21 protein-coding genes are annotated in these 20,818 nt (G+C 63.4%); 14 read left to right on the top strand and 7 right to left on the bottom strand.

All coding sequences use genetic code 11. The annotated features are described in order from the left end of the window. The first annotated feature begins 38 nt into the window (after positions 1-38). From LU493_RS16060 to LU493_RS16050, 3 genes are read left to right on the top strand one after another with little or no spacing between them, the layout of a single operon-like run. Positions 39-818, top strand: coding sequence for an MlaA family lipoprotein (locus tag LU493_RS16060; protein WP_275288811.1), 780 nt, complete (start codon positions 39-41; stop codon positions 816-818). Positions 819-830: 12 nt separating this feature from the next. Then, positions 831-2,024, top strand: a complete 1,194-nt coding sequence (locus tag LU493_RS16055; RefSeq protein ID WP_275288810.1) for a PP2C family protein-serine/threonine phosphatase — start codon at positions 831-833, stop codon at positions 2,022-2,024. After that, positions 2,011-2,520: an STAS domain-containing protein gene (locus LU493_RS16050; RefSeq protein ID WP_275288809.1), complete on the top strand. Its 510-nt coding sequence runs from the start codon at positions 2,011-2,013 to the stop codon at positions 2,518-2,520. The genes LU493_RS16055 and LU493_RS16050 overlap by 14 nt, the downstream gene beginning before the upstream one ends. Before the next feature lie 84 nt (positions 2,521-2,604). Here the strand turns inward: LU493_RS16050 and tal are convergent, their stop codons facing one another. Continuing rightward, positions 2,605-3,543 (bottom strand): transaldolase, encoded by a 939-nt coding sequence (gene tal, locus LU493_RS16045; RefSeq protein WP_275288808.1) that lies wholly within the window; start codon positions 3,541-3,543, stop codon positions 2,605-2,607. 163 nt (positions 3,544-3,706) lie between these two features. On the opposite strand from tal, the gene LU493_RS16040 reads away from it, so the two are divergent. From LU493_RS16040 to LU493_RS16005, 8 genes are all read left to right on the top strand, one after another. Next, positions 3,707-4,912, top strand: coding sequence for a Bcr/CflA family multidrug efflux MFS transporter (locus LU493_RS16040; RefSeq protein ID WP_275288807.1), 1,206 nt, complete (start codon positions 3,707-3,709; stop codon positions 4,910-4,912). A 117-nt stretch (positions 4,913-5,029) separates the two neighbouring features. Then, positions 5,030-6,058 (top strand): PstS family phosphate ABC transporter substrate-binding protein, encoded by a 1,029-nt coding sequence (locus LU493_RS16035; protein WP_275288856.1) that lies wholly within the window; start codon positions 5,030-5,032, stop codon positions 6,056-6,058. Positions 6,059-6,155: 97 nt separating this feature from the next. Beyond that, entirely contained in the window at positions 6,156-7,412 is a 1,257-nt protein-coding gene (pstC, locus tag LU493_RS16030; RefSeq protein ID WP_275288806.1) for a phosphate ABC transporter permease subunit PstC, read from the top strand. A gap of 17 nt (positions 7,413-7,429) precedes the next feature. After that, positions 7,430-8,596 (top strand): phosphate ABC transporter permease PstA, encoded by a 1,167-nt coding sequence (gene pstA, locus LU493_RS16025; protein ID WP_275288805.1) that lies wholly within the window; start codon positions 7,430-7,432, stop codon positions 8,594-8,596. A gap of 65 nt (positions 8,597-8,661) precedes the next feature. Continuing rightward, the gene (gene pstB, locus LU493_RS16020; RefSeq protein ID WP_428994574.1) at positions 8,662-9,471 is read left to right on the top strand and encodes a phosphate ABC transporter ATP-binding protein PstB; all 810 of its coding nucleotides are present in this window, start codon (positions 8,662-8,664) and stop codon (positions 9,469-9,471) included. A gap of 140 nt (positions 9,472-9,611) precedes the next feature. Then, positions 9,612-10,643, top strand: a complete 1,032-nt coding sequence (locus LU493_RS16015; protein WP_275288804.1) for an ArsJ-associated glyceraldehyde-3-phosphate dehydrogenase — start codon at positions 9,612-9,614, stop codon at positions 10,641-10,643. Further along, positions 10,636-11,865, top strand: coding sequence for an organoarsenical effux MFS transporter ArsJ (gene arsJ, locus LU493_RS16010; RefSeq protein WP_275288803.1), 1,230 nt, complete (start codon positions 10,636-10,638; stop codon positions 11,863-11,865). Before LU493_RS16015 ends, arsJ begins: the two co-directional genes overlap by 8 nt. A 26-nt stretch (positions 11,866-11,891) precedes the next feature. Next, positions 11,892-12,272, top strand: coding sequence for a metalloregulator ArsR/SmtB family transcription factor (locus LU493_RS16005; protein ID WP_275288802.1), 381 nt, complete (start codon positions 11,892-11,894; stop codon positions 12,270-12,272). 30 nt (positions 12,273-12,302) lie between these two features. On the opposite strand, the gene phnE (LU493_RS16000) is transcribed toward LU493_RS16005, so the two are convergent. The 5 genes from phnE (LU493_RS16000) to LU493_RS15980 form a co-directional block, all read right to left on the bottom strand. Next, on the bottom strand, positions 12,303-13,136 hold the full coding sequence (gene phnE, locus LU493_RS16000) for a phosphonate ABC transporter, permease protein PhnE (protein ID WP_275288801.1): 834 nt from the start codon (positions 13,134-13,136) through the stop codon (positions 12,303-12,305). Then, a complete protein-coding gene (gene phnE, locus LU493_RS15995) occupies positions 13,133-13,942 on the bottom strand; it encodes a phosphonate ABC transporter, permease protein PhnE (protein ID WP_275288800.1) in 810 nt (269 codons plus the stop codon). The genes phnE (LU493_RS16000) and phnE (LU493_RS15995) overlap by 4 nt, the downstream gene beginning before the upstream one ends. Then, the gene (gene phnC, locus LU493_RS15990) at positions 13,939-14,769 is read right to left on the bottom strand and encodes a phosphonate ABC transporter ATP-binding protein (protein WP_275288799.1); all 831 of its coding nucleotides are present in this window, start codon (positions 14,767-14,769) and stop codon (positions 13,939-13,941) included. Before phnC ends, phnE (LU493_RS15995) begins: the two co-directional genes overlap by 4 nt. Before the next feature lie 66 nt (positions 14,770-14,835). After that, positions 14,836-15,801: a phosphate/phosphite/phosphonate ABC transporter substrate-binding protein gene (gene phnD, locus LU493_RS15985; protein WP_275288798.1), complete on the bottom strand. Its 966-nt coding sequence runs from the start codon at positions 15,799-15,801 to the stop codon at positions 14,836-14,838. Positions 15,802-15,953: 152 nt separating this feature from the next. Further along, on the bottom strand, positions 15,954-17,141 hold the full coding sequence (locus LU493_RS15980) for an acetyl-CoA C-acyltransferase (RefSeq protein WP_275288797.1): 1,188 nt from the start codon (positions 17,139-17,141) through the stop codon (positions 15,954-15,956). Between the two features lie 129 nt (positions 17,142-17,270). Here LU493_RS15980 and LU493_RS15975 point away from each other — a divergent pair, with 129 nt between their 5' ends. From LU493_RS15975 to LU493_RS15965, 3 genes are all read left to right on the top strand, one after another. Continuing rightward, a complete protein-coding gene (locus LU493_RS15975) occupies positions 17,271-17,840 on the top strand; it encodes a TetR/AcrR family transcriptional regulator (protein ID WP_275288796.1) in 570 nt (189 codons plus the stop codon). Positions 17,841-18,044: 204 nt separating this feature from the next. Continuing rightward, positions 18,045-19,715 (top strand): AMP-binding protein, encoded by a 1,671-nt coding sequence (locus LU493_RS15970; RefSeq protein ID WP_275288795.1) that lies wholly within the window; start codon positions 18,045-18,047, stop codon positions 19,713-19,715. A 16-nt stretch (positions 19,716-19,731) separates the two neighbouring features. After that, entirely contained in the window at positions 19,732-20,511 is a 780-nt protein-coding gene (locus LU493_RS15965; protein ID WP_275288794.1) for an SDR family NAD(P)-dependent oxidoreductase, read from the top strand. A gap of 31 nt (positions 20,512-20,542) precedes the next feature. On the opposite strand, the gene LU493_RS15960 is transcribed toward LU493_RS15965, so the two are convergent. Further along, positions 20,543-20,818, bottom strand: a 276-nt coding sequence (locus tag LU493_RS15960) for a hypothetical protein (protein ID WP_275288793.1), incomplete at its 5' end; no start/stop codon positions are given.

Genomic DNA, 20,818 nt, shown 5'->3' with positions numbered 1-20,818 from the left:
TAGACATGATCATGATGTGCAGGGAGACCGCCGAGTCAATGAATCGACCATCCACGCAATTTGTTCCGGGCCTTGGGCGCGCCCTGCTGACCGGGATGGCCATCGTCGCGCTTTCCGGTTGCGCGACCACCTCGAACAGCACCGAAGCGCATCCCGATGATCCCTGGGAGGGCTTCAACCGTGGTGTCTTCGCCTTCAATGACACCCTCGACCGTTATGCCCTGAAGCCAGTGGCCCAGGGGTATCGTTTCGTGACGCCGGACCCGGTGGAAACCGGCGTGGGCAATTTCTTCTCGAATCTCGGCGAGATTCGTACCACGCTCAACAGCCTGTTGCAGGGCAAGGGCGCCAATGCCGGGGCCTCCACGGGACGCTTCCTGATCAACTCCACCGTGGGAGTGCTCGGGGTCTTCGATGTGGCCTCGCACATGGACCTGATGGCCCGGGAAGAGGATTTCGGACAGACGCTGGCCGTCTGGGGCGTGGACTCGGGGCCCTATCTGGTATTGCCTCTGCTCGGACCGAGCACGGTGCGCGATACCGGTGGCCTGCCGGTGGACATGTATACCTATCCGGTGACCTATGTCGAGGATGATGCGTTGCGCTATTCGCTGACCGGGTTGCGGATCGTCGACACCCGGGCGGGACTTCTCGATCAGGAGGACCTGATTCGCGGTGATCGCTATAGCTTCATCCGCGATAGTTGGCTGCAGCGCCGACGCTTCGAAGTCAGTGACGGAGAGCTGGGGGAGGATCCCTTCGCCAGCGACGATTTCGATCTGGAAGGCACCGACTTCGACGATGCCTTCGCCGAGTGAGGCGATAACGGGATGCCGAGCGACAATCAGTTGATCGGCGTGGTCGACACGCCGGGCGAGGAACGCGATGCCCTGGCCGAAACCATCGCCAGGGACGGCCTGGCGGTGTTTGCGGTGGCGAGTATCGAGCAACTGCCCGACGAGACCGCGCTGGTGGTGGCCCACTCGCGTGCGGTGCCGCCGGCGGCATGGCCCGAACTGTGCCGACGACTGCCGACGCTGGTGGTCAGCGATGATCGCCAGGACGACGAGTTGATCTCGGCGGTGGATGCCGGCCTGGTGGATTATGTCATCGACCCGCTGCGGCATGGTCATCTGCTGCGACGGATGATTCGCCGGGTCATCGAGGTCAATCGGCTGGCCGGGGAACGGGAACGCGACCGTCGGCGGCTGGCCGAGCTCAACGAGCATCTCGAAACCCATCTGGCCATGTTACGACTCGACCAGCAGGCCGGTGGGCAGATCCAGCGCAAGTTGCTGCCGCCGCATCCGCAGCGTTCGGGAAGCGTCAACTGCGACTACTGGCTTGCTCCTTCGCTGTATCTCTCCGGGGATTTCCTGGATTTTCAGCACTACGATGATCGCTACACGCTGTTCTATTTCGCCGATGTTTCGGGACACGGGGCTTCGTCGGCCTTCGTGACCGTGCTGCTCAAGTACCTGTTCAATCGCTGGCAGGGTGAATGGGACGGTCACGATCCTCAGGATCTCGGTCCGCGCTGGCTGGCGGCGCTCAACCGAGAACTGCTCGATACCGGCATCGGCAAGCATGCGACCCTGTTTGTCGGGGTGATTGACCACGAGCGTCGCTATCTGCACTATTCGCTGGGCGCGCAGCTCCCCATGCCCGTGCTGGTCGCCGGTGGCGATGCTTCGCCGCTAGCGGGCGAAGGCATGCCGGTGGGCCTTTTCCCGGATGTCGAATATCCCCGCCTGGGGTGTCCTTTACCCGAACGCTTCAAGCTCTGGTTATGCTCCGACGGCATCCTGGAGTGTCTGCCGGGCGAGACGCTCGATGAAAGGCTGGGCGAGCTCGAGCGCCGTGTATTGGCCAACGACACGCTGAAAGGGCTCAAGGAGGGGCTTGCGTTGGGCAAGGTGGCGGAGGACGATGGAGGTATCGCCGCGGATGCGCCCGAACACGACGAGCTGCCCGACGACCTGACGATCATGATGTTGAGCGGATTTGGCGATGATGATTCATGAAGGCCGCCTCAAGGCGGCGTTCGATTCCGGTGTCTTCGTGCTCAAGCTGTGTGGCGATGTGCGCCTGACGCTGTGTGCGACCCTCGATCAACAAGCCCAGCAATTGGCCGATACCCCCGGACTCGAGACGGTGATGGTCGATCTGCGTGAGGCCACCAATGTGGATTCCACCGCCCTTGGCTTTCTGGCCAAGGTCGCCATGGCGCTGCGCGGACGTCTCGAGCAGGCGCCGACCATCGTCGTCGACAACCCCGATGTGCGACGCATGCTCGATGTCATGGGTTTTGCCAGCTATTACACCCTGGTGGAGTCGCCGATCACCGAGCCCCATGAGCTGCGTGAACTGAGCGAAGTCCCCGCCGACGAAGCGGATACGCGTCAGCGTGTACTTGAGGCGCATCGTATCCTGATGCGCATGAACGCGCATAATCGCGAGCAGTTCCAGCCCCTGGTGGAGATGCTGGAAGCCCAGGGCGCCGCCACCGGACATCACTGACATGTCGCGGGCGCTTGTTGCGGGGCTGCCCCCGATGGATGGCGCGTGCCCGGCGTTATCCACGGGGCACGCGACGCGTCAGTCTCAGGACTGGCGGAGTTCCCCCAGCAGGCTTTCCAGCTTGCGCTGATCGCCCATGAACTTGCGGATGCCTTCGGCCAGCTTCTCGGTGGCCATGGGATCCTCGTTCAATGCCCATCGGAATTCGGCCTCGTCCTGAGGTTCGGGGGCCCGGGTTTCGGCGTCCAGTGATGTCAACTGGCGTTCCAGAGGTGCCTGGGTCTCGGCCAGCTCGCCGAGCAGGGCAGGGGAGATGGTCAGCCGATCGCAGCCGGCCAGGGCCAGGATCTCGCCACTGTTGCGGAAGCTGGCGCCCATCACCACGGTGTCGTAGCCGTGGCCCTTGAAATGTTCGAAGATGCGTCGAACGGACTGGACGCCGGGATCGCGCTCGCCGCTGAAATCGGCGTCGGGCTCTTGCGCCCTGTGCCAGTCGAGGATTCGGCCGACGAAGGGTGACACCAGGGTAACGCCGGCGTCGGCGCAAGCCCGGGCCTGGGCGAAATTGAACAGCAGGGTCAGGTTGGTGTGGATGCCTTCGCGTTCGAGTACTCGGGCGGCTTCGATGCCTTCCCAGGTGGCGGCGACCTTGATCAGGATGCGTTCGGGTGCGATGCCTCGGCGGCCGTAGCGCTCGATCAGCGAACGGGCCCGGGCGAGGGTGGCGTCGGTGTCAAAGGACAGGCGGGCGCTGACCTCGGTGGACACGTAGCCGGGCACCAGCTCACTGATTTCTCCGCCGATTTCCACTGCCACGGCATCCAGAGCGTCGTCGATATCGGTGGCGCCTCGGGCGATTTCCGCCAGCCGTGCGCGACGATCCGGCTGTTGGGCTGCCTGCAGGATCAGTGAGGGGTTGGTGGTGGCATCGGTGGGCTGGAAGCGACGAATCGCGTCCAGGTCGCCGGTGTCGGCCACCACGGTGGTCATGGTCTTGAGTTGTGAAAGCAGGTCATCTGCCATGGAGCGTCCCTTGTGTGGATCAGTCGAACCGATCCTTCACTCTAACAAGGCCGAATGAGCGAATATACCGGGCGATCGTCATGGGCGAGCATCGACGCGGCCGGCACGGTGCCCGAATTGACGTTATCATGATTGGCTTGTCACGGAAGATTGCGGAGGCTCCTTGATCCTCGATGCTAGACGCACCGCCTTGCTGGTCGCGGCCAATACTGCCCTCGCTCCTTTCGCCATCGATGCCTATCTGCCGGCGATGCCGGCGCTGGCCGAGGCAGTGGGAGCGAGCATCCACCACACCGAACTGTCGATCAGCGTTTTCCTGGCGGGGTTCGCCATAGGGCAGCTGACGGGCGGTCCCATGTCCGATCGTCTGGGGCGACGCCCAGTGCTGTTGACGGGACTGGTGGTGTTCCTGCTGGCCAGCCTGATGATCACCCGGGTCGACTCGCTTGGCGAATTGCTCGGGCTGCGCTTCGTTCAGGCCCTGGGAGGCGGCGCCTGCGTGGTCAACTCTGCGGCCATCGTGCGCGACTGCTTCAGCGGGCGAGAGGCCGCCAAGGTCATGTCGACCATGGCGATGATCATGATGCTGGCGCCCCTGGCGGCACCGGCGGTGGGCAGTGGCCTGCTGTACCTGGCCGACTGGTGGCTGATCTTCGTCTTCCTGGCCGCCTATGCCGCCTTTCTGTTGTGGCTGATGGGAACCCGTCTGCCGGAGACTCGGGCGCCGGATACGCCCAGTGCCTCGCCGCGCCAGGTGTTGCGCAACTATGCCAGTGTGCTGCGCCATCGCGAGGCCATGGGATATGTACTGTCGGTGGCCTCGACCTTTGCCGGCATGTTCGCCTTCGTGACGGCCTCACCGTTTCTCTACATGACCCACTATGGGCTGTCGCCGGCGATCTACCCGCTGGTCTTCGGTGCCAACGTGGTGGTGATGGCCGGCTCCAACCGCCTGAATATCCGTTTGTTGCGCCGACGTTCGCCGCAGCAGAACATGCGGCTGGGCATGGGAGTGCAACTGGCCGTGGCACTGTGCCTGGTCCTGCTGGTGGCCACCGGGCTCGATTCGCTCTTCAGCGTGGTGCCCCTGATCATGCTATTCATGGGCATGGTGGGCTTGATCACCCCCAATGCCATTTCCTCGACTCTCGAGCACTTCAGCCACATGAGTGCCACGGCGACAGCACTGCTGGGCAGCATCCAGTTCACCTGTGGTGCCCTGGCCGGCGTGATCGTGAGTGCCTTCGAGATCGACAGCGCCTGGCCGATGGTGCTGACCATGCTGTGTGTCTCCCTGGCCGGCAATCTCGCGCTGCGCGTGCTGGCCGGCCACGCCGGTCGACCGGAGCCTGCACGCCAGGAGGGGTGAGGAGGAACCTGCAGGGTTTTTCGTATCGGACGAGCGCCTGTCATGAAGCTGTCATTTTCGTGGGGCATCTTGTGTCTCGCGCAGGATGAACACTTCCATGAACAGGAGCTCTACTCCATGAACCGCATCCTCAATAGCCGCACATTCAAGACCACCGTTATCGCCGCCGCCGTCGGCATGGCTGGTGCCGCCCAGGCCCAAGAGCAAGAGCAACTGCGTATCGTGGGCTCCAGCACCGTCTATCCGTTTGCCAGCTATGTGGTCGAAGAGTTCGGTGCCACCACCGAGTATCCGACGCCGGTCATCGAATCCACCGGTTCCGGTGGCGGTCTGCGCCTGTTCTGCAACGGGGTGGGGGCTGACACGCCGGATATCACCAACGCTTCTCGCCGGATCAAGGTCTCCGAGTTCGAGCGTTGCCAGGAAAATGGGGTGACGGATATCACCGAAGCCATGGTCGGCTATGACGGCATCGCCTTCGCTCAGTCCAGCGAAAACGATGCCATGCCGGTAACCCGCGAGCAGATGTTCCTGGCCTTGGCCGCTCAGGTGCCGGTCGACGGCGAGCTGGTCGACAACCCGTACCAGCAGTGGAGCGATATCGACGACTCTCTGCCGGATCGCGAGATCGCCGTCTATGGCCCGCCCACGACGTCCGGCACCCGTGATGCCTTCGAGGAGCTGGTCATGGAAGCTGCTTCAGAGGACATGGAAGCCTATGGCGAGGCTTATACCGACATCCGTTCCGACGGTGCCTACATCGATTCCGGCGAGAACGATAACCTGATTGTGCAGCGTCTCTCCGAGAACACCGATGCCTTCGGCATCTTCGGCTACTCCTTCCTGGAAGAGAACGCCGATACGCTGGTCGGTTCCAGCATCGATGGCGTCAAGCCCACTCCGGAAGCGATCGGTAGCGGTGAATACCCGGTGTCTCGCTCGCTGTTCTTCTACACCAAGAACCAGCATGCCGAAGACGTCCCGGCGATGATGGAGTATGCCAACCTGTTCATGAGCGAGAAGATGATCGGCGACATGGGATATCTGAAGGGCATCGGCCTGATCCCGGCTCCGGAAGAGCTGCGTGAAGAGCAGCGCAATGCCATCGAGAACCAGGAGCAGCTGGAACTGGCTGACCTGAAGTAAGTCGACCGGGGCTTGCCCTGAACCGGCCGACAGCCAGGGCTGTCGGCCGGCTCACGTTAAGACGGATGATCCGTCGAAACTCCTTCGAGAGAATCCTATGCAGACCAATCAACTCTTCGCCATCTTCTGCGGCACTCTCTTGGTGCTGGGTCTGATAGCCTTCTTCCTGGGACGGTCCAAGGCTTCCAGGGTGCGTGCGGCAGGTACCTCCATGCACGCTCAACCCGACCAGTATGGCTGGTTCACCGTGCTGTCCACCGCGGGTCCGGCGATCACGGTGGGGGCGGTCGGTGCCTTCGTGATGCTGTTGCTGGGCGGGGACATCCCGACCTTCTATCTGTTGGCCGGCAGTCTGACCGTTGCCTGCGTCGGGCTGATGGCCGGCATCTATCTGGTCAAGCCCAACTTTCATGCCCGCAAGGCCATCGAAGCCGTGGTGCGCTTCCTGCTGGCCGGTGCGGCAATGGTGTCGATTTTCACCACCTTCGGCATCCTGATATCGATCATCGGGGAAGCGATCCGCTTCTTCCAGATGCAAAGCTTCTGGGATTTCATCACCGGAACGACCTGGAACCCCGGCGCCAGTTTCCTGGAAGCCGCGGGGCGCGGTGATGAGTCGTCGAGTGCCGCTCAGTTCGGCTCGGTGCCGCTGTTCGCCGGTACCTTCATGATCACCCTGATCGCGATGCTGGTGGCCATTCCGGTGGGCCTGCTCTCGGCGATCTACATGGCCGAGTTTGCACCCGAGAAAGTGCGCACCGTGGCCAAGCCGGTTCTCGAAGTGCTGGCCGGCATCCCGACGGTGGTCTACGGCTTTTTCGCGGCCATTACCGTGGCCCCCATCATCGTGGCGGTCGCGGCCTTCTTCGGCATCGATGCTTCCTTCAGCAATGCCATGGCGCCCGGTATCGTCATGGGCATCATGATCATTCCTTTCATCTCCTCGCTGTCCGATGATGTCATCAGTTCCGTTCCCGGCAGCATGCGCGAGGGGGCCATGGCACTCGGCATGACCCGGAGCGAAATGATCCGCGACGTTGTCGTTCCTGCGGCCATGCCCGGGATCATCTCCGCGTCGTTGCTGGCCGTCTCGCGAGCGCTGGGCGAGACCATGATCGTGGTGATGGCCGCCGGCATGCGTCCCAACCTGACCGCCAACCCCTTCGAGGACATGACCACGGTCACGGTCCGGATCGTCTCGGCATTGACAGGCGATCTGGAGTTCGGCAGTGCCGAAACCCTGTCGGCCTTTGCCCTGGGGCTGGTGCTGTTCGCGGTAACCCTTTCCCTGAATTTCGTATCGGTGATCATGATCCGCCGGTTCCGCGAAAAGTACCGCATCAACAATCTCTAAGCTGGGAGTCGTGACCGATGAACCAATCTTTCGATGAGATCAGTGCCCAGCTCAAGAGCCGTCACCGCAAGTCGGCCCGCTTGAAATGGATGTCCATGGGCGCCCTTGGCCTGGCCGGCCTGTTTCTGGTGCTGTTCTTCGCCGACATGCTGGTCAAGGGACTGCCGGCCTTTCAGCAAGCGCAGGTTCAAGTGGAAGTCGATTACAGCGAGCAGGCCAGCCAGATCCCGCTGGCGGCGCTCAGTGAAGAAATGCGCCCGCTGGTCAGCCGTGGCTATCTGCGCCTGATACCTCAACGCATGGAAGCCAACCCGGATCTGCAGGGTACGACGCGTACCGAATGGGTGCTGGCGGATAGTTCGGTGGACCAGTATCTCAAGGGCCATCACACCAACCTGGGAGCCGATGAGCAATCGACGGTGGATCGCCTCGAATCCCGGGGGCGAGCCGAACTCAAGTTCAACACCACCTTCTTCACCAAGGGCGACTCCAAGATGGCCGAGTTCGCCGGCATTGCCTCGGCGGCGTTCGGCACGGTGATGACGTTGCTGGTGACGCTGGCGGTGGCCTTTCCCATCGGCGTGATGACCGCGGTTTATCTGGAAGAGTTTGCGCCGGACAATCGCTTTACCCGACTGATCGAGATCAACATCAATAACCTGGCGGCGATTCCGTCGATTCTGTTCGGTCTGCTCGGCCTGGCAATCTTTATCGGCTTCTTCGGCGTACCGCGTTCATCACCCGTCGTGGGTGGCTTGACGCTGGCGCTGATGACCCTGCCGGTGATCATCATCTCGACACGTTCGGCGTTACGCAGTGTGCCGGATGCCATTCGTCATGCGGCATTCGGGGTGGGATGTTCGCGCTGGCAGATGGTCAGGGACCATGTGCTGCCGGTGGCCTTTCCGGGGATCATGACGGGCTCGATCATCGGGCTGGCCCAGGCAATGGGCGAGACGGCGCCGCTGATCATCGTCGGCATGGTGGCCTTCATACCGGATATCACGGGCTCCTTCACCGAGGCTGCCACGGTACTGCCGGCACAGATCTTCACCTGGGCCGGCGAGCCGGAGCGAGCCTTCATCGAGAAGACATCCGGCGGCATTCTGGTATTGCTGGCGGTATTGATCTTCATGAATGCGACTGCCGTGGTGCTGCGCAAGAAATTCGAACGTCGCTGGTAATCCCGCGGCCTAATACAGGTAATGCAATGATGAATATGCAAGTTGCCCAGCGGAGTACATTATCCATGACCGGTCATACCGCCGGAGAGCCGGTGACAAGAAACGAAGATGCCAACCATGAGCTGAGCATCCGCGTGCGCGATCTGAATCTCTGGTACGGCAAGAACCAGGCTCTCAGTGATATCGACATCGATATCTATCAGAAGAATATCACGGCGCTGATCGGCCCTTCGGGTTGCGGCAAGTCGACCTTTCTGCGTTGCCTCAATCGCATGAACGACCTGATTCCCAGCGTGCGCATTCAGGGACTGGTCGAGATGGATGGTCGCGACGTCAACGACGCCAAGATGGATGAAGTGGCGCTGCGTCGTCGGGTCGGCATGGTCTTCCAGAAACCCAATCCCTTCCCCAAGTCGATCTATGAAAATGTCGCCTATGCGCCGCGCATGCACGATCTGGTCAGCCGCAAGGCCGACTCCGATGAGCTGGTCGAGCGAGCCCTGCGTGATGCCGGGCTCTGGGAAGAGGTCAAGGACAAGCTGCAGGAGCCCGGTACGTCGCTGTCCGGGGGGCAGCAGCAGCGCCTGTGCATCGCCCGGGCCATCGCCGTGCGTCCCGATGTCATCCTGATGGACGAGCCGACATCGGCACTGGATCCGATTTCCACGGCGACCATCGAGGACCTGATGGACAAGCTGAAGAAGCAGTTCACCATCATCACCGTGACCCACAACATGCAGCAGGCTGCCCGAGTGGCCGACTACACGGCCTTCTTCCATCTGGGCGAGATCGTCGAGTACAACGACACCAAGACGATGTTCTCCAATCCGGCCACCAAGAAGGCCGAGGACTACATCACCGGTCGTTACGGCTAAGCTGCAAGGTCGAAGAGGGAACCGCAACGGGGAGGCGTAACATCGTCTCCCCGTTGTCGTGTTCGAGCGTCATGACGTTGACATCCGGAGAGGGTATATATGGAATTCCATATATTCATGCAGCCTGACGGGAGAGCATCATGACACGACGCATCGGGATCAACGGCTTCGGCCGTATCGGCCGCCTGACGCTGCGCAGTCTCTGGGCAAGGGTCGAGGCCGGCGACATCGAGATCGCCCGGATCAACGATCCGGGCGGTGACGTCGTCACCTTCGCCCACCTGCTGGAGTTCGACTCGGTGCATGGCCATTGGGCGCCGGGGCAGGGCATACAGGCCGAGGATGAGGTCCTGGTGGTAGATGGTCGACGTATCGCCTTCAGCGGAGCGCGCGGCTATGGTGACAGCGACTGGTCGCGGTGCGAGGTGGTGATCGAGGCCTCGGGCACTGCCAAGAAAAGCGAACAATTGGCGCCGTATTTCGAGCAGGGCGTGTCACGTGTCGTCGTCAGCGCGCCGCTCAAGGATGACGAGGTGCTCAATGTGGTGATGGGCGTCAACGATGATCGATATGATGCGGACGCCCATCGCATCGTCACGGCGGCCAGCTGCACCACCAACTGCCTGGCGCCGGTGGTCAAGGTGATCCAGGAAGCCTTCGGCATCCGTCATGGTTCGATGACCACGGTGCACGATATCACCAATACCCAGACCATCCTCGATGCCCCTCACAAGGATCTTCGTCGGGCGCGTGCCTGCGGCATGAGCCTGATTCCCACCACGACCGGCTCGGCCAAGGCGATCACCGCGATCTTCCCGGAGCTGACCGGCAAGCTGAATGGCCATGCCGTGCGCGTGCCGCTGGCCAATGCCTCGCTCACCGACATGGTCTTCGAACTCGAGCGCGAGGTGACGGTGGAGGAGGTCAATGCCGCCCTGCAACAGGCGGCGGAAGGCGAGCTGGCCGGCATCCTCGGCTACGAGGAGCGTCCGCTGGTGTCCATCGACTATCGTACCGACCCGCGCAGTTCGATCATCGACGCGCCCTCCACCATGGTGGTGAATGGCACCCAGCTCAAGCTCTACGCCTGGTATGACAATGAATGGGGCTATGCCAACCGCACCGCCGAACTGGCCTTGAAGGTAGGGAAGGCGCGGGGGGAACGTGGCTGAATCGCTTGGCGCGCGTCTCGGGGCGCTGCCCTTCGAGATTCGGCAATACCTGCTGATTACCGGCAATTACTGGGCCTTTACCTTGACCGACGGGGCCCTGCGCATGCTGGTGGTCCTGCATTTCCACCAGTTGGGCTATACGCCCCTGGAAGTGGCCCTGCTGTTCCTCTTTTACGAGGCCTTCGGCGTGGTCACGAACCTGGTGGGGGGCTGGCTGGGAGCGCGCCTCGGGCTCAACCGCACCATGAACCTCGGGCTCGGCCTGCAGATCGTGGCCCTGACCATGCTGATGGTGCCATCTGCCGCCTTGACCGTGCCCTGGGTGATGGCGGCTCAGGCGCTTTCGGGGATCGCCAAGGATCTCAACAAGATGAGTGCCAAGAGCGCCGTCAAGGTGCTGGTGCCCAGGGACAGTGCCGGTGCCGGCAGCGCTCTCTATCGATGGGTGGCGATCCTCACGGGGTCCAAGAACGCGCTCAAGGGCGTCGGGTTCTTCCTGGGCGGGGCCTTGCTCACCTGGCTCGGCTTTCGCGGTGCCATCATCGCCATGGCGGTGATGTTGGTCGCCGTGCTGGGATTGTCGCTGGTCAGGCTCACGGCCGACCTGGGCCGTGGCAGGCGCAAGCCGAAGTTCACCGAGGTGTTTTCCAAGTCTCGCGCCATCAATGTGCTGTCGGCAGCCAGGTTCTGCCTGTTTGCCGCGCGCGATGTGTGGTTCGTGGTGGCGTTGCCGGTGTTCCTGTACGACCAGCACGGCTGGAGTCACTGGACGGTAGGTGGCCTGCTGGCGATCTGGGTGATCGGCTATGGTGGCGTCCAGACCCAGGCGCCGCGCCTGACCGGGCTGGTGAAGGGTGGCCCGCGAACCGTCACGGTATTCTGGGCCTCGATGTTGGCCGGCTTGCCGGCATTGCTGGCCCTGCTGCCGCTGTCCGAGGTGGGCTGGCTGGTGGCGGGCCTGCTGGCCTTCGGCGTGCTCTTCGCCATCAATTCCAGCTGGCACAGTTACCTGATCGTTCACTTCGCGCGCGCCGATGGCGTCTCCATGGACGTGGGCTTCTACTACATGGCCAATGCCATGGGCCGGCTCGTGGGAACCATGCTGTCGGGCTGGCTTTACCAGGTGCATGGCCTTTCCGCCTGCCTGTGGGTGTCGGCGGCGCTGGTGGCGGCCAGCGCCCTGATGGCTCTGGCGCTGCCGGGCCGCCAGCAGGCGACGTGATATCGGGCCGTGAGCGGCGGCATCGCATGCGAGTATTCACGGAGACCACGATCTTGATCCATCTGGAACCGCTACGCGTCTTCAAGTGCCTGGCCGACGAGACTCGCCTGATGCTGACGCTGCTCATTCAGCGTGAAGGCGACTTGTGCGTCTGCGAGTTGACCCATGCCCTGGAAACGTCGCAGCCCAAGGTGTCGCGCCATCTGGCCCAGCTGCGTCAGTGTAGACTGTTGGCGGATCGGCGTGACGGCCAGTGGGTCTACTATGGCATTGCCCCCGATCTGCCCGGCTGGGCATCGGATATCCTGGCGGCCGGGGCGGAAGGCGAGGCCGCACGCCTCGAAGCGCTCCAGGCGCGTCTCGAGCGCATGGGTGACCGCCCAGAACGTCGTGCCGCCTTGTGCTGATTCTTGTCCGATTCGCCGAGCCCGAGGCAATCAGATCAGGGCCTGGCGCATCCGTGCCGAGATCGCTTCGCTGACCACCACCGTCGCCAGTATGACGAGCAGGATGGTGGCGACCTGGGACCAGGCCAGGGTGTCGATGGACGATTGCAGCTTCATGCCGATACCGCCGGCGCCGACCAGGCCCAGGATGGTGCTCTCGCGAATGTTGATGTCCCATCGGAACACCGATATCCCCCAGAAGGCGGGCAGCACCTGGGGGACGATACCGTAATGGATGACCTGGGCGGGGCGGGCGCCGGTGGCGGCCACGGCCTCGATCTGCCGGTCGTCGGTCTCCTCGATGGCCTCGTACAGCAGTTTGCCGACGAAGCCGATGGAACGCAGGGCGATGGCGATGATGCCGGCCAGCAGGCCCGGGCCGATGATCGCGACCAGCAGCAAGGCCCAGATCAAGGAGTTGATCGAGCGCGATGTCACGATCACCAGGAGTGCCACGGGGCGGATCAGCGTGGCCGAGGGTGTGGTATTGCGGGCCGCCAGGAAGGCCACCGGGACCGCCAGCATGACGCCGCCCAGGGTCCCCAGGGTGGCGATATTGAGGGTATCCCATAGCGGGGCCAGCAACTCCGGCAGGTAGCCCGGCGCGGGGGGGAACAACCGGCTGCCGATATCGGCGGCCTGGCGTGGCGCGTCGGCGACGAACATCCACATGGTGTCTTCGTTCATCAGTTGCCAGCACCACACGAACAAGGCCACCAGTGCCAGCCATCCGGACCACAAGGCGAGGCGCGTTCGAGGCGTACGGAACGTCCAGGTTTGCGAGTAGTGGGATGGCTCGCCGGACTTGGCGTCGAGCTCGTTCATTGCAGGGTTTTCCTCAGATGGCTGGAGGCGTATTCCGCCAGCATGACGATGGCGATGACGATCAGCAGAATGGCCCCGGCACTGTCGTACTCGTAACGGTCGATGGCGGTATTGAGCGTGGCACCGATACCACCGGCTCCGACGATTCCGATCACCGCGCTTTCGCGAAAGTTGATGTCCAGGCGATAGAGCGACAGGCCGAGCAGGCGCGGCATCACCTGGGGCTGGACGGCGTAGTGGACCAGTTGCCACCAGCTGGCGCCGGTGGCGCGTATGGCCTCGGCCTGGCTGGCGTCGATCTCCTCGATGTCATCGGCAAGCAGTTTGGCCAGAAAGCCGATGGAGGCGAAGGCCAGGGTGACGAAGCCGGCGAAGGGGCCGAAACCGAACATGGCTACCAGGAAAATGGCGATGATGATTTCCTGCAGCGAGCGACTCACCGCAATGATCGAACGACATGCCAGATAGACCGGACGCGGCACCAGGTTGCGGGCCGCGCCGATGCCGATAGGCACCGAGATCAGAATGCCCACCACGGTAGCGGTGAGCGTCATCGTCAGACTCTCGATCAGCCCCTGGCGGATGTCGTCCCAGCGGCTGCTGAAGTCCGGTTGCAAGAACCCCCGGGCGAAACGGGCGCCGCGTTCCAGGCCTTCGAGCAGGCGTGCCGCGTCGACTTCCAGCGAGCCGACGGCCAGTAACAGGTAGACGAGGATCGCCAGCGGCAGGATGAGCCGCCAGCGGCGATCAGTGAGAATCTGCGGTGGGCGTCGCCAATGACGTGGATAGTGCCGGGCGTGATTCATCCGGCGACCTCCGGGAGCGGCCATTGGCTGTCCCGTTCGGCGGCCTGGTCGTCTGCGTGTTCCTGGCGCATGAGGGTCCAGTCCTCGGCTCCGTAGATCTCGGTGAGCGTGGCCTCGTCGAGATCGAGGGGCGTGCCATCGAAGACCATCGCGCCACCGTGCAGGCCGACGATACGGTGCATGAACTGCTTGGCCAGGGGGACGTCATGAATATTGACGATGGCCGGCAGGTTGCGTTCGGCGCAGATCTCGGTGATCAGACGCATGATCTGTCGGCTGGTCCGTGGGTCGAGGCTTGCCGTGGGCTCGTCCACCAGCAGCAGCTCCGGCTCCTGCGCCAGGGCGCGAGCGATGCCCACGCGCTGTCGTTGACCGCCGGAGAGGGCATCGGCGCGCTTGTCGGCGTGATCGAACAGGCCCACCCGGTCGAGCAGACGATAGGCGTTCTCGATGTCGCGGCCCGGAAAGCGTCGGGTGAAGCTGCGCCAGAAGGGCACATAGCCCAGTCGTCCGGAGAGCACGTTCTCCATCACGGTGAGGCGCTCCACGAGGGCGTATTCCTGGAAGATCATGCCGATTCGCCGGCGTGCCCGGCGCAGGTCGCGGCCGCGCAGGCCGGCCAGGTTCGTCTCGCCCAGCCGGATGACGCCGGCAGAGGGCTCCACCAGTCGGTTGATGCAGCGGATCAGGGTAGACTTCCCGGCGCCGGAAGGGCCGATCAGCCCCAGCACCTGGCCGCGTGGCACCTGGAAGGTGACCTCGTGCAATGCCTTGTCGCCCGAGGCCCCGGCGCCGTATGTCTTGGATAAGTGATCGATGGTCAGCATTGGCACCTTTCATCATGCTACGAAGAAGCAGGCGGCAAGCCGCCTGCTTCTTGAGGGTCGGCCGACTCAGTCGCAGTTGTATTCGACGCCGTTGGCTTCGTCGATCTGACGGATGACCGCCCAATGCTTCTGGAAGGTGATGGGAATGAATTGCTCCTCGCCATTGCGGCCGAACTCCTCGGCTAGCTGGCTGCCTTCCCAATCGAAGCTGAAGAAGGCCTCCTTGATGGATTCCTGCAGCTCGGGGGCGAGGTTGTAGACGGTGCCATAGCCCGTGGTGGGGAAGGTGTCGGACTGGTAGATCACCTCGAGCTGGTCGGCGTCGATGACGCCTCGGTCGATCATGCGGTTCTTCACCGAGTTGGCGACGGTGGCGACCTCATAGTCCTCATTGGCCACGCCGAGCACCGAGTTGTCGTGCTTGCCGGAGAAATCGACCTCATAATCTTCGCCAGAGGTCATGTCGAACTCCGAGGCCATCAGAGCGGTGGGCGCCTTGAAGCCCGAGTTGGACGTCTCGGAAGTGTGCGTCAGGGTCTTTCCGCGAATGTCTTCCACCTCATCGATGCCGGAATCCGGGTAGGTGATGATCTCCATCTCGTAACCGAAAGCGCCATCCTCGGCGGCCATCATGGCGAAGGGACGGAAGCCCGCACAGGCGACGGCCAGGGGATTGGAACCGGTATTGAAGCCGGCCACGTGCAGGCGTCCGGCACGCATGGCCTCGATCTGGGCGGCGTTGGATTGTACCGGGAAGAATTGCACGTCCTTGCCGGTGACGTCTTCCATGTGCTCCAGGAAACCGGACCATACATCGGCATAGACGGCGGGATCCTCGACCGGCGTATAGGCGAACACCAGGGTGTCCGGGTTCAGCCATCGGGATTCATCTTCGGGAATATCGGCGACCAGGTCACCGTCGCTATCGGTGAAGCGCTCGCTGAGCTGGAAGTCGGCCTGGGCCTGGGAGACGCCGGCGGTCAGGGCGGCGGCCACACCGCCGACGATCAGGGAACGGGTCAGGATGTGCACGGAGAATCACCTGTGTCGGGAAATGGGAACACAGGCGATAGTCTGTGCCAGGTGTCATGACATCCTTGTGTCTGAAGCATGTCGATCGGGTGTCAAAGGCATGACACTCGCCGGTTCGGGGCTCGTCGGGATTCGGGAGTCGAACCCGCATCTCAGTCGATCAGCTCCACGGCCACCGCCGTGGCCTCGCCGCCGCCGATGCACAGGCTGGCGATGCCGCGCTTGCCGCCTCGGGTGCGCAGGGCGTGGATCAGGGTGGCGATGATCCGTGACCCGGTGGAACCGATGGGGTGGCCCTGGGCACAGGCGCCGCCGAAGACGTTGACCTTGTCATGGGGCAGGCCCAGGTCATCCATGGCCATCAGGGTGACCACGGCGAAGGCCTCGTTGATCTCGAACAGGTCCACATCGTCGACCCCCCAGCCGAGCTGGCTCATCAACTTGTCGATGGCGCCCACCGGGGCGATGGTGAACTCGCTCGGATGACGCGAATGGGTGCTGTGACCCAGCATACGGGCGATGGGGCGAGCACCGACGCGCTGGGCGGCCGCGCCGCTGGCGAGGATCAACGCCGAGGCGCCGTCGGAGATCGAGCTCGAGTTGGCGGCGGTGATGGTGCCGTCCCTGGTGAAGGCCGGGCGAAGTTCGCGAATCTTGTCGAGCCGGGCCTGGAAGGGCTGCTCGTCGTGATCGACCCGGGTCTCGCCCTTGCGATCCTTGACCGTGACGGGCGCCATCTCGGCGTCGAGATGACCGGCATTGGTCGCCTCCATGGCGCGTTCGAGCGAGGCGATGGCGAAGTCATCGAGGCGCTCGCGGGAATAGCCACGTTCGCTGGCGATCTGCTGGGCGAAGCCGCCCATCAGTTGGCCGGTCTCGGCGTCCTCCAGACCATCGAAAAACATGTGGTCCTTCAGCTCGCCATGCCCCAGGCGGTAACCGGTGCGTGCCCGGGTCAACAGGTGAGGGGCGTTGGACATGGATTCCATGCCGCCGGCGAGCAGGATCTCGCCACTGCCGGCACGGATCAGGTCATGGGCCAGCATGGAAGCCTTCATGCCGGAACCGCACAGCTTGTTGATGGTAGTGGCCCCGATGGTGTCCGGAATGCCGGCCTGACGCATGGCTTGCCGGGCCGGCCCTTGCCTGACCCCGGCGGGCAGCACGCAGCCCATGATGCCTTCGTCGATGGCCGAGGCGTCGATGCCTGCGCGCTCGATGGCGGCGCGGATCGCCGTGGCGGCGAGCTCCGGCGCGGTGAGGGACGAGAGGCTGCCGAGCATGCCCCCCATGGGCGTCCGGGTCGCGGAGAGAAATACGATGTCGTCGGCATGGCTCATGAGGTGTCTCCCGATCATTGATCGTTGTGGTTGTGAGGGCGCGTTGGTCAGGTGCGTTGACCCGTCGGCGGGGCTATGGTCTTCTCAGGGTCAACCAAGCAAGCGCTAGTGTAAATGTCGATGAATGTAATGAATGACTCGCCGCGCCGCAAGGAACTGACGCGCCAGGCCGCCCAGCTCTTCGTCCAGGAAGGCTTCGATCGCACCACGGTGCGCATGCTGGCCCAGGAGATGGGCATCAAGTCCGGCAGCCTGTTCCACCATTTCCGCGACAAGCAGGAAATCCTGGCCGCGGTGATCGAGGAAGGCACCGAAAATGCCCTCGGTATCGCACGGGCGGCCCTCGATGATTGCGACAGCGACCCCGGCTCGAGGTTGCACGCCATGGCCCGGGCCCATCTTGAGACGCTGCTCACCGACCGCAACGCCCATGTGGTGGCGCTCTACGAATGGCGGCGCCTGGACGCGCCGGCGCGATCTCATCTCAGCCACCTGCGCGATGCCTACGAGGCCCTCTGGGAAGAGGTGATCGACGAGGCCCTGGCCGCGGGCCTGATTCGAGGAGATCGTTTTCTGGTTTCGCGTTTCGTGATGGGCGCGCTCAACTGGACCGTTCGCTGGTATGACCCCGACGGGGAACGGACCCCGGACGAGCTTGCCCGGGAACTCGTCGCCATGCTGACCCATCCTGCCGACTGACGGTGCCTGACGACCGACCATGGCGTCGACCATGGTCTAGTCCCTTCGCAGCTCTCGGCGCTTGCCCTGCCGAGTCGAAGCCTCTAGCTTGACCCTAGCGCTTGATAGGTTGACGCTTACGTCAACGAAAAGTCGATTCCGACAACAACCACAAGATGCGGCGTCGCCGTGGGCGGCGGGCAGACGAGCACAAGAGGGCAGTTCATGAGCACCACCACGACCCTTTCCGACTATCATGCCTATCTCGACACCTTCTCCGTCGATGACGTCATTGCCCGTCTCGACGATCATCGCGATGGCCGGCTGAATGCCTTCGAGGCCTGTTGCGGACGCCACCGGCGCGAGGGACGAGCCGAGGTGACGGCCCTGGTCCACGAGGATACCCGAGGACAGGTCAGCACGCTGAGCTACGGCGAACTGGCCGCCGAGAGCGAGAAGCTCGCCGGCTGGTTCGCCGAGCGCGGCCTGGGCGAGGGCGATCGCATCGCCTGCATGTTGCCCCGTTCACCACAGCTGCTGATCGCGATCCTGGCCAGCTGGCGCATCGGCGCAGTCTACCAGCCGCTGTTCACCGCCTTCGGACCCGATTCGGTGGCGTACCGACTGGAGCGCGCCGACACTCGCCTGGTGATCACCGACGGCGACAATCGCTTCAAGTTCGAGGGGCTGGCCCAGTGTCCGCCGGTGCTTGCCGTGGGCGGGCCCGACACCGAACATGGCGATGATCTGGACTGGGCTGCCGCCCTGGCGCATTCTCCCATCGAGGCCAGGGCGCCGCGGCAGGCGCCCGACGCCCCTTTCCTGCAGATGTTTACCTCCGGCACCGTGGGCAAGCCCAAGGGGGTTGCCGTGCCGCTCGCCGCCATGCCGGCCTTCGCGCTCTACATGGAACTGGCCATCGGGCTCGATGACAGCGATCGCTTCTGGAACATGGCCGACCCCGGCTGGGCCTATGGTCTCTACTACGCCATCACCGGCCCGTTGCTGCTGGGTGTGACGACCTACTTCTGCGAGGCCGGTTTCAGTGCCGAAGGCGCCCTGGACTTCATGACCCGTCACGGCATCACCAACTTCGCCGCCGCGCCCACGGCCTACCGGCTGATGAAGGCCTCGGGGCTTTTCGACGATGCCCATGAGCGACTCACGTTGCGGCGTGCCAGTTCCGCCGGCGAACCGCTCAATACCGAGGTGGTCAACTGGGTGGAGACGGCGCTGGGCTGTTCGGTAATGGATCACTACGGACAGACCGAAACCGGCATGACCTGCTGTAATCACCATGTCCTGGCACATCCCAAGCATGTCGGTGGCATGGGCGTGCCGATGCCCGGCTACCGCCTGGCGATCCTGGATGCCGAGTACAATGAGCTGCCGCCGGGTGAGCCCGGCGTGCTGGCGGTCGATATCGCCCGTTCCCCGGCCCATTTCTTTACCGGTTACACCTGGCAGGAGAAGGATCCCTTCGTCGAAGGCTATTACTTGACCGGTGACGTCGTTCAACGCAACGAGGATGGCAGCTTCCAGTTCGCCGGTCGGGACGATGACATCATCACCACGGCCGGCTATCGGGTCGGGCCCACCGATGTGGAGAACTCGGTGCTCATGCATCCGGCCGTGGCGGAGTCCGCCGCGGTGGGGCAGCCCGACGAGATACGCGGCGCGATCATCAAGTCCTATGTGGTCCTGCGAGAGGGCTTCGAGGCCAGCGAGTCGCTCGCCGACGAGATTCGCCAGCAGGTGCGCGAGCGCCTCTCGACCCATGCCTTTCCCAGGGTGATCGAATTCGTCGATGCCCTTCCCAAGACACCCAGCGGCAAGATCCAGCGCTTCAAGCTGCGCTCGGACGCCGCCGACAAGGCGGAGACGACCGCGCAATGACCATGGAGAACGTTCGATGCAGTTGAAGGACAACGCCTTTCTGATCACTGGTGCCGCGTCCGGGCTGGGCGCCGCCACCGCGGAGCGTATCGTCGGGGCCGGCGGCCGTGTGGTGTTGTGTGATCTCAGCGAGGCAGTCGAGTCGCACGCCGAGCGGCTCGGCGAGGCGGCCCGGGCCATACGCGGGGACGTCACTCGCGAGGAGGACATGCAAGCCGCCGTGGAGGCGGCCGTGGCCCTGGGGGAAAAGGGGGGAAGCCAGCAGGGCCTGGCCGGAGTGATTCACTGCGCCGGTGTAGTCAGCGTGGCCAAGCTCCTGGATCGAGAGGGCAATCCCGCCGATCTCGATGCCTATGCGCGTACCGTGCAGATCAACCTGGTCGGCACCTTCAACGTGATGCGCCTCGCCGCGGCGGCGATGTCGAAGAATGACCCCTTCGAGGATGGCGAACGGGGCGTGATCATCAACACCGCCTCGGTCGCCGCCTTCGACGGCCAGGTGGGTCAGTGCGCTTACAGCGCCTCCAAGGCCGGCGTGGTGGGCATGAGCCTGCCGGCAGCCCGTGAGCTTTCGCGGCACGGCATTCGTGTCATGGCCATCGCCCCCGGTGTGTTCGAGACACCGATGATGAGCGACATCCCGGAAGACGCCGTGGCCGCGTTATCCGCCTCCGTTCCCTTCCCCAAACGGCTCGGCAAGCCCGACGAGTACGCCCGCCTGGCCGAGCAGATCGTCACCAACCCGATGCTCAATGGCGAGGTGATCCGACTGGACGGCGGGATCAGGATGCAATGACCCGGCTTCGCCGGGAGCTATAAGCCGTAAGCTATAAGCTGGAAGAAAACCCGACCGGACTTCGTCCGGAGCCTGAAGTCATAAGCTTGAAGCTGGAAGTCCCCGGCTTTGCCGGGAGCTTGAAGTCGTAAGCTTGAAGCTGGAAGTCCCCGGCTTTGCCGGGAGCTTGAAGTCGTAAGCTTGAAGCTGGAAGAAAAAACCTTGACCCCATGCTGTCGGGATTCATGCTTTCTTCCAGCTTCCAGCTTCCAGCTTCCAGCTTCCAGCTTCCAGCTTCCAGCTTCCAGCTTCCAGCTTCCAGCTTCCA

It is taken from the genome of Halomonas elongata (genome assembly GCF_029081005.1).
In the GTDB taxonomy this organism is placed as follows: domain Bacteria; phylum Pseudomonadota; class Gammaproteobacteria; order Pseudomonadales; family Halomonadaceae; genus Halomonas; species Halomonas elongata_B.
The sequence above is the reverse complement of the archived record's forward strand: the minus strand, read 5'-3'. Positions and strand labels throughout refer to the sequence as shown.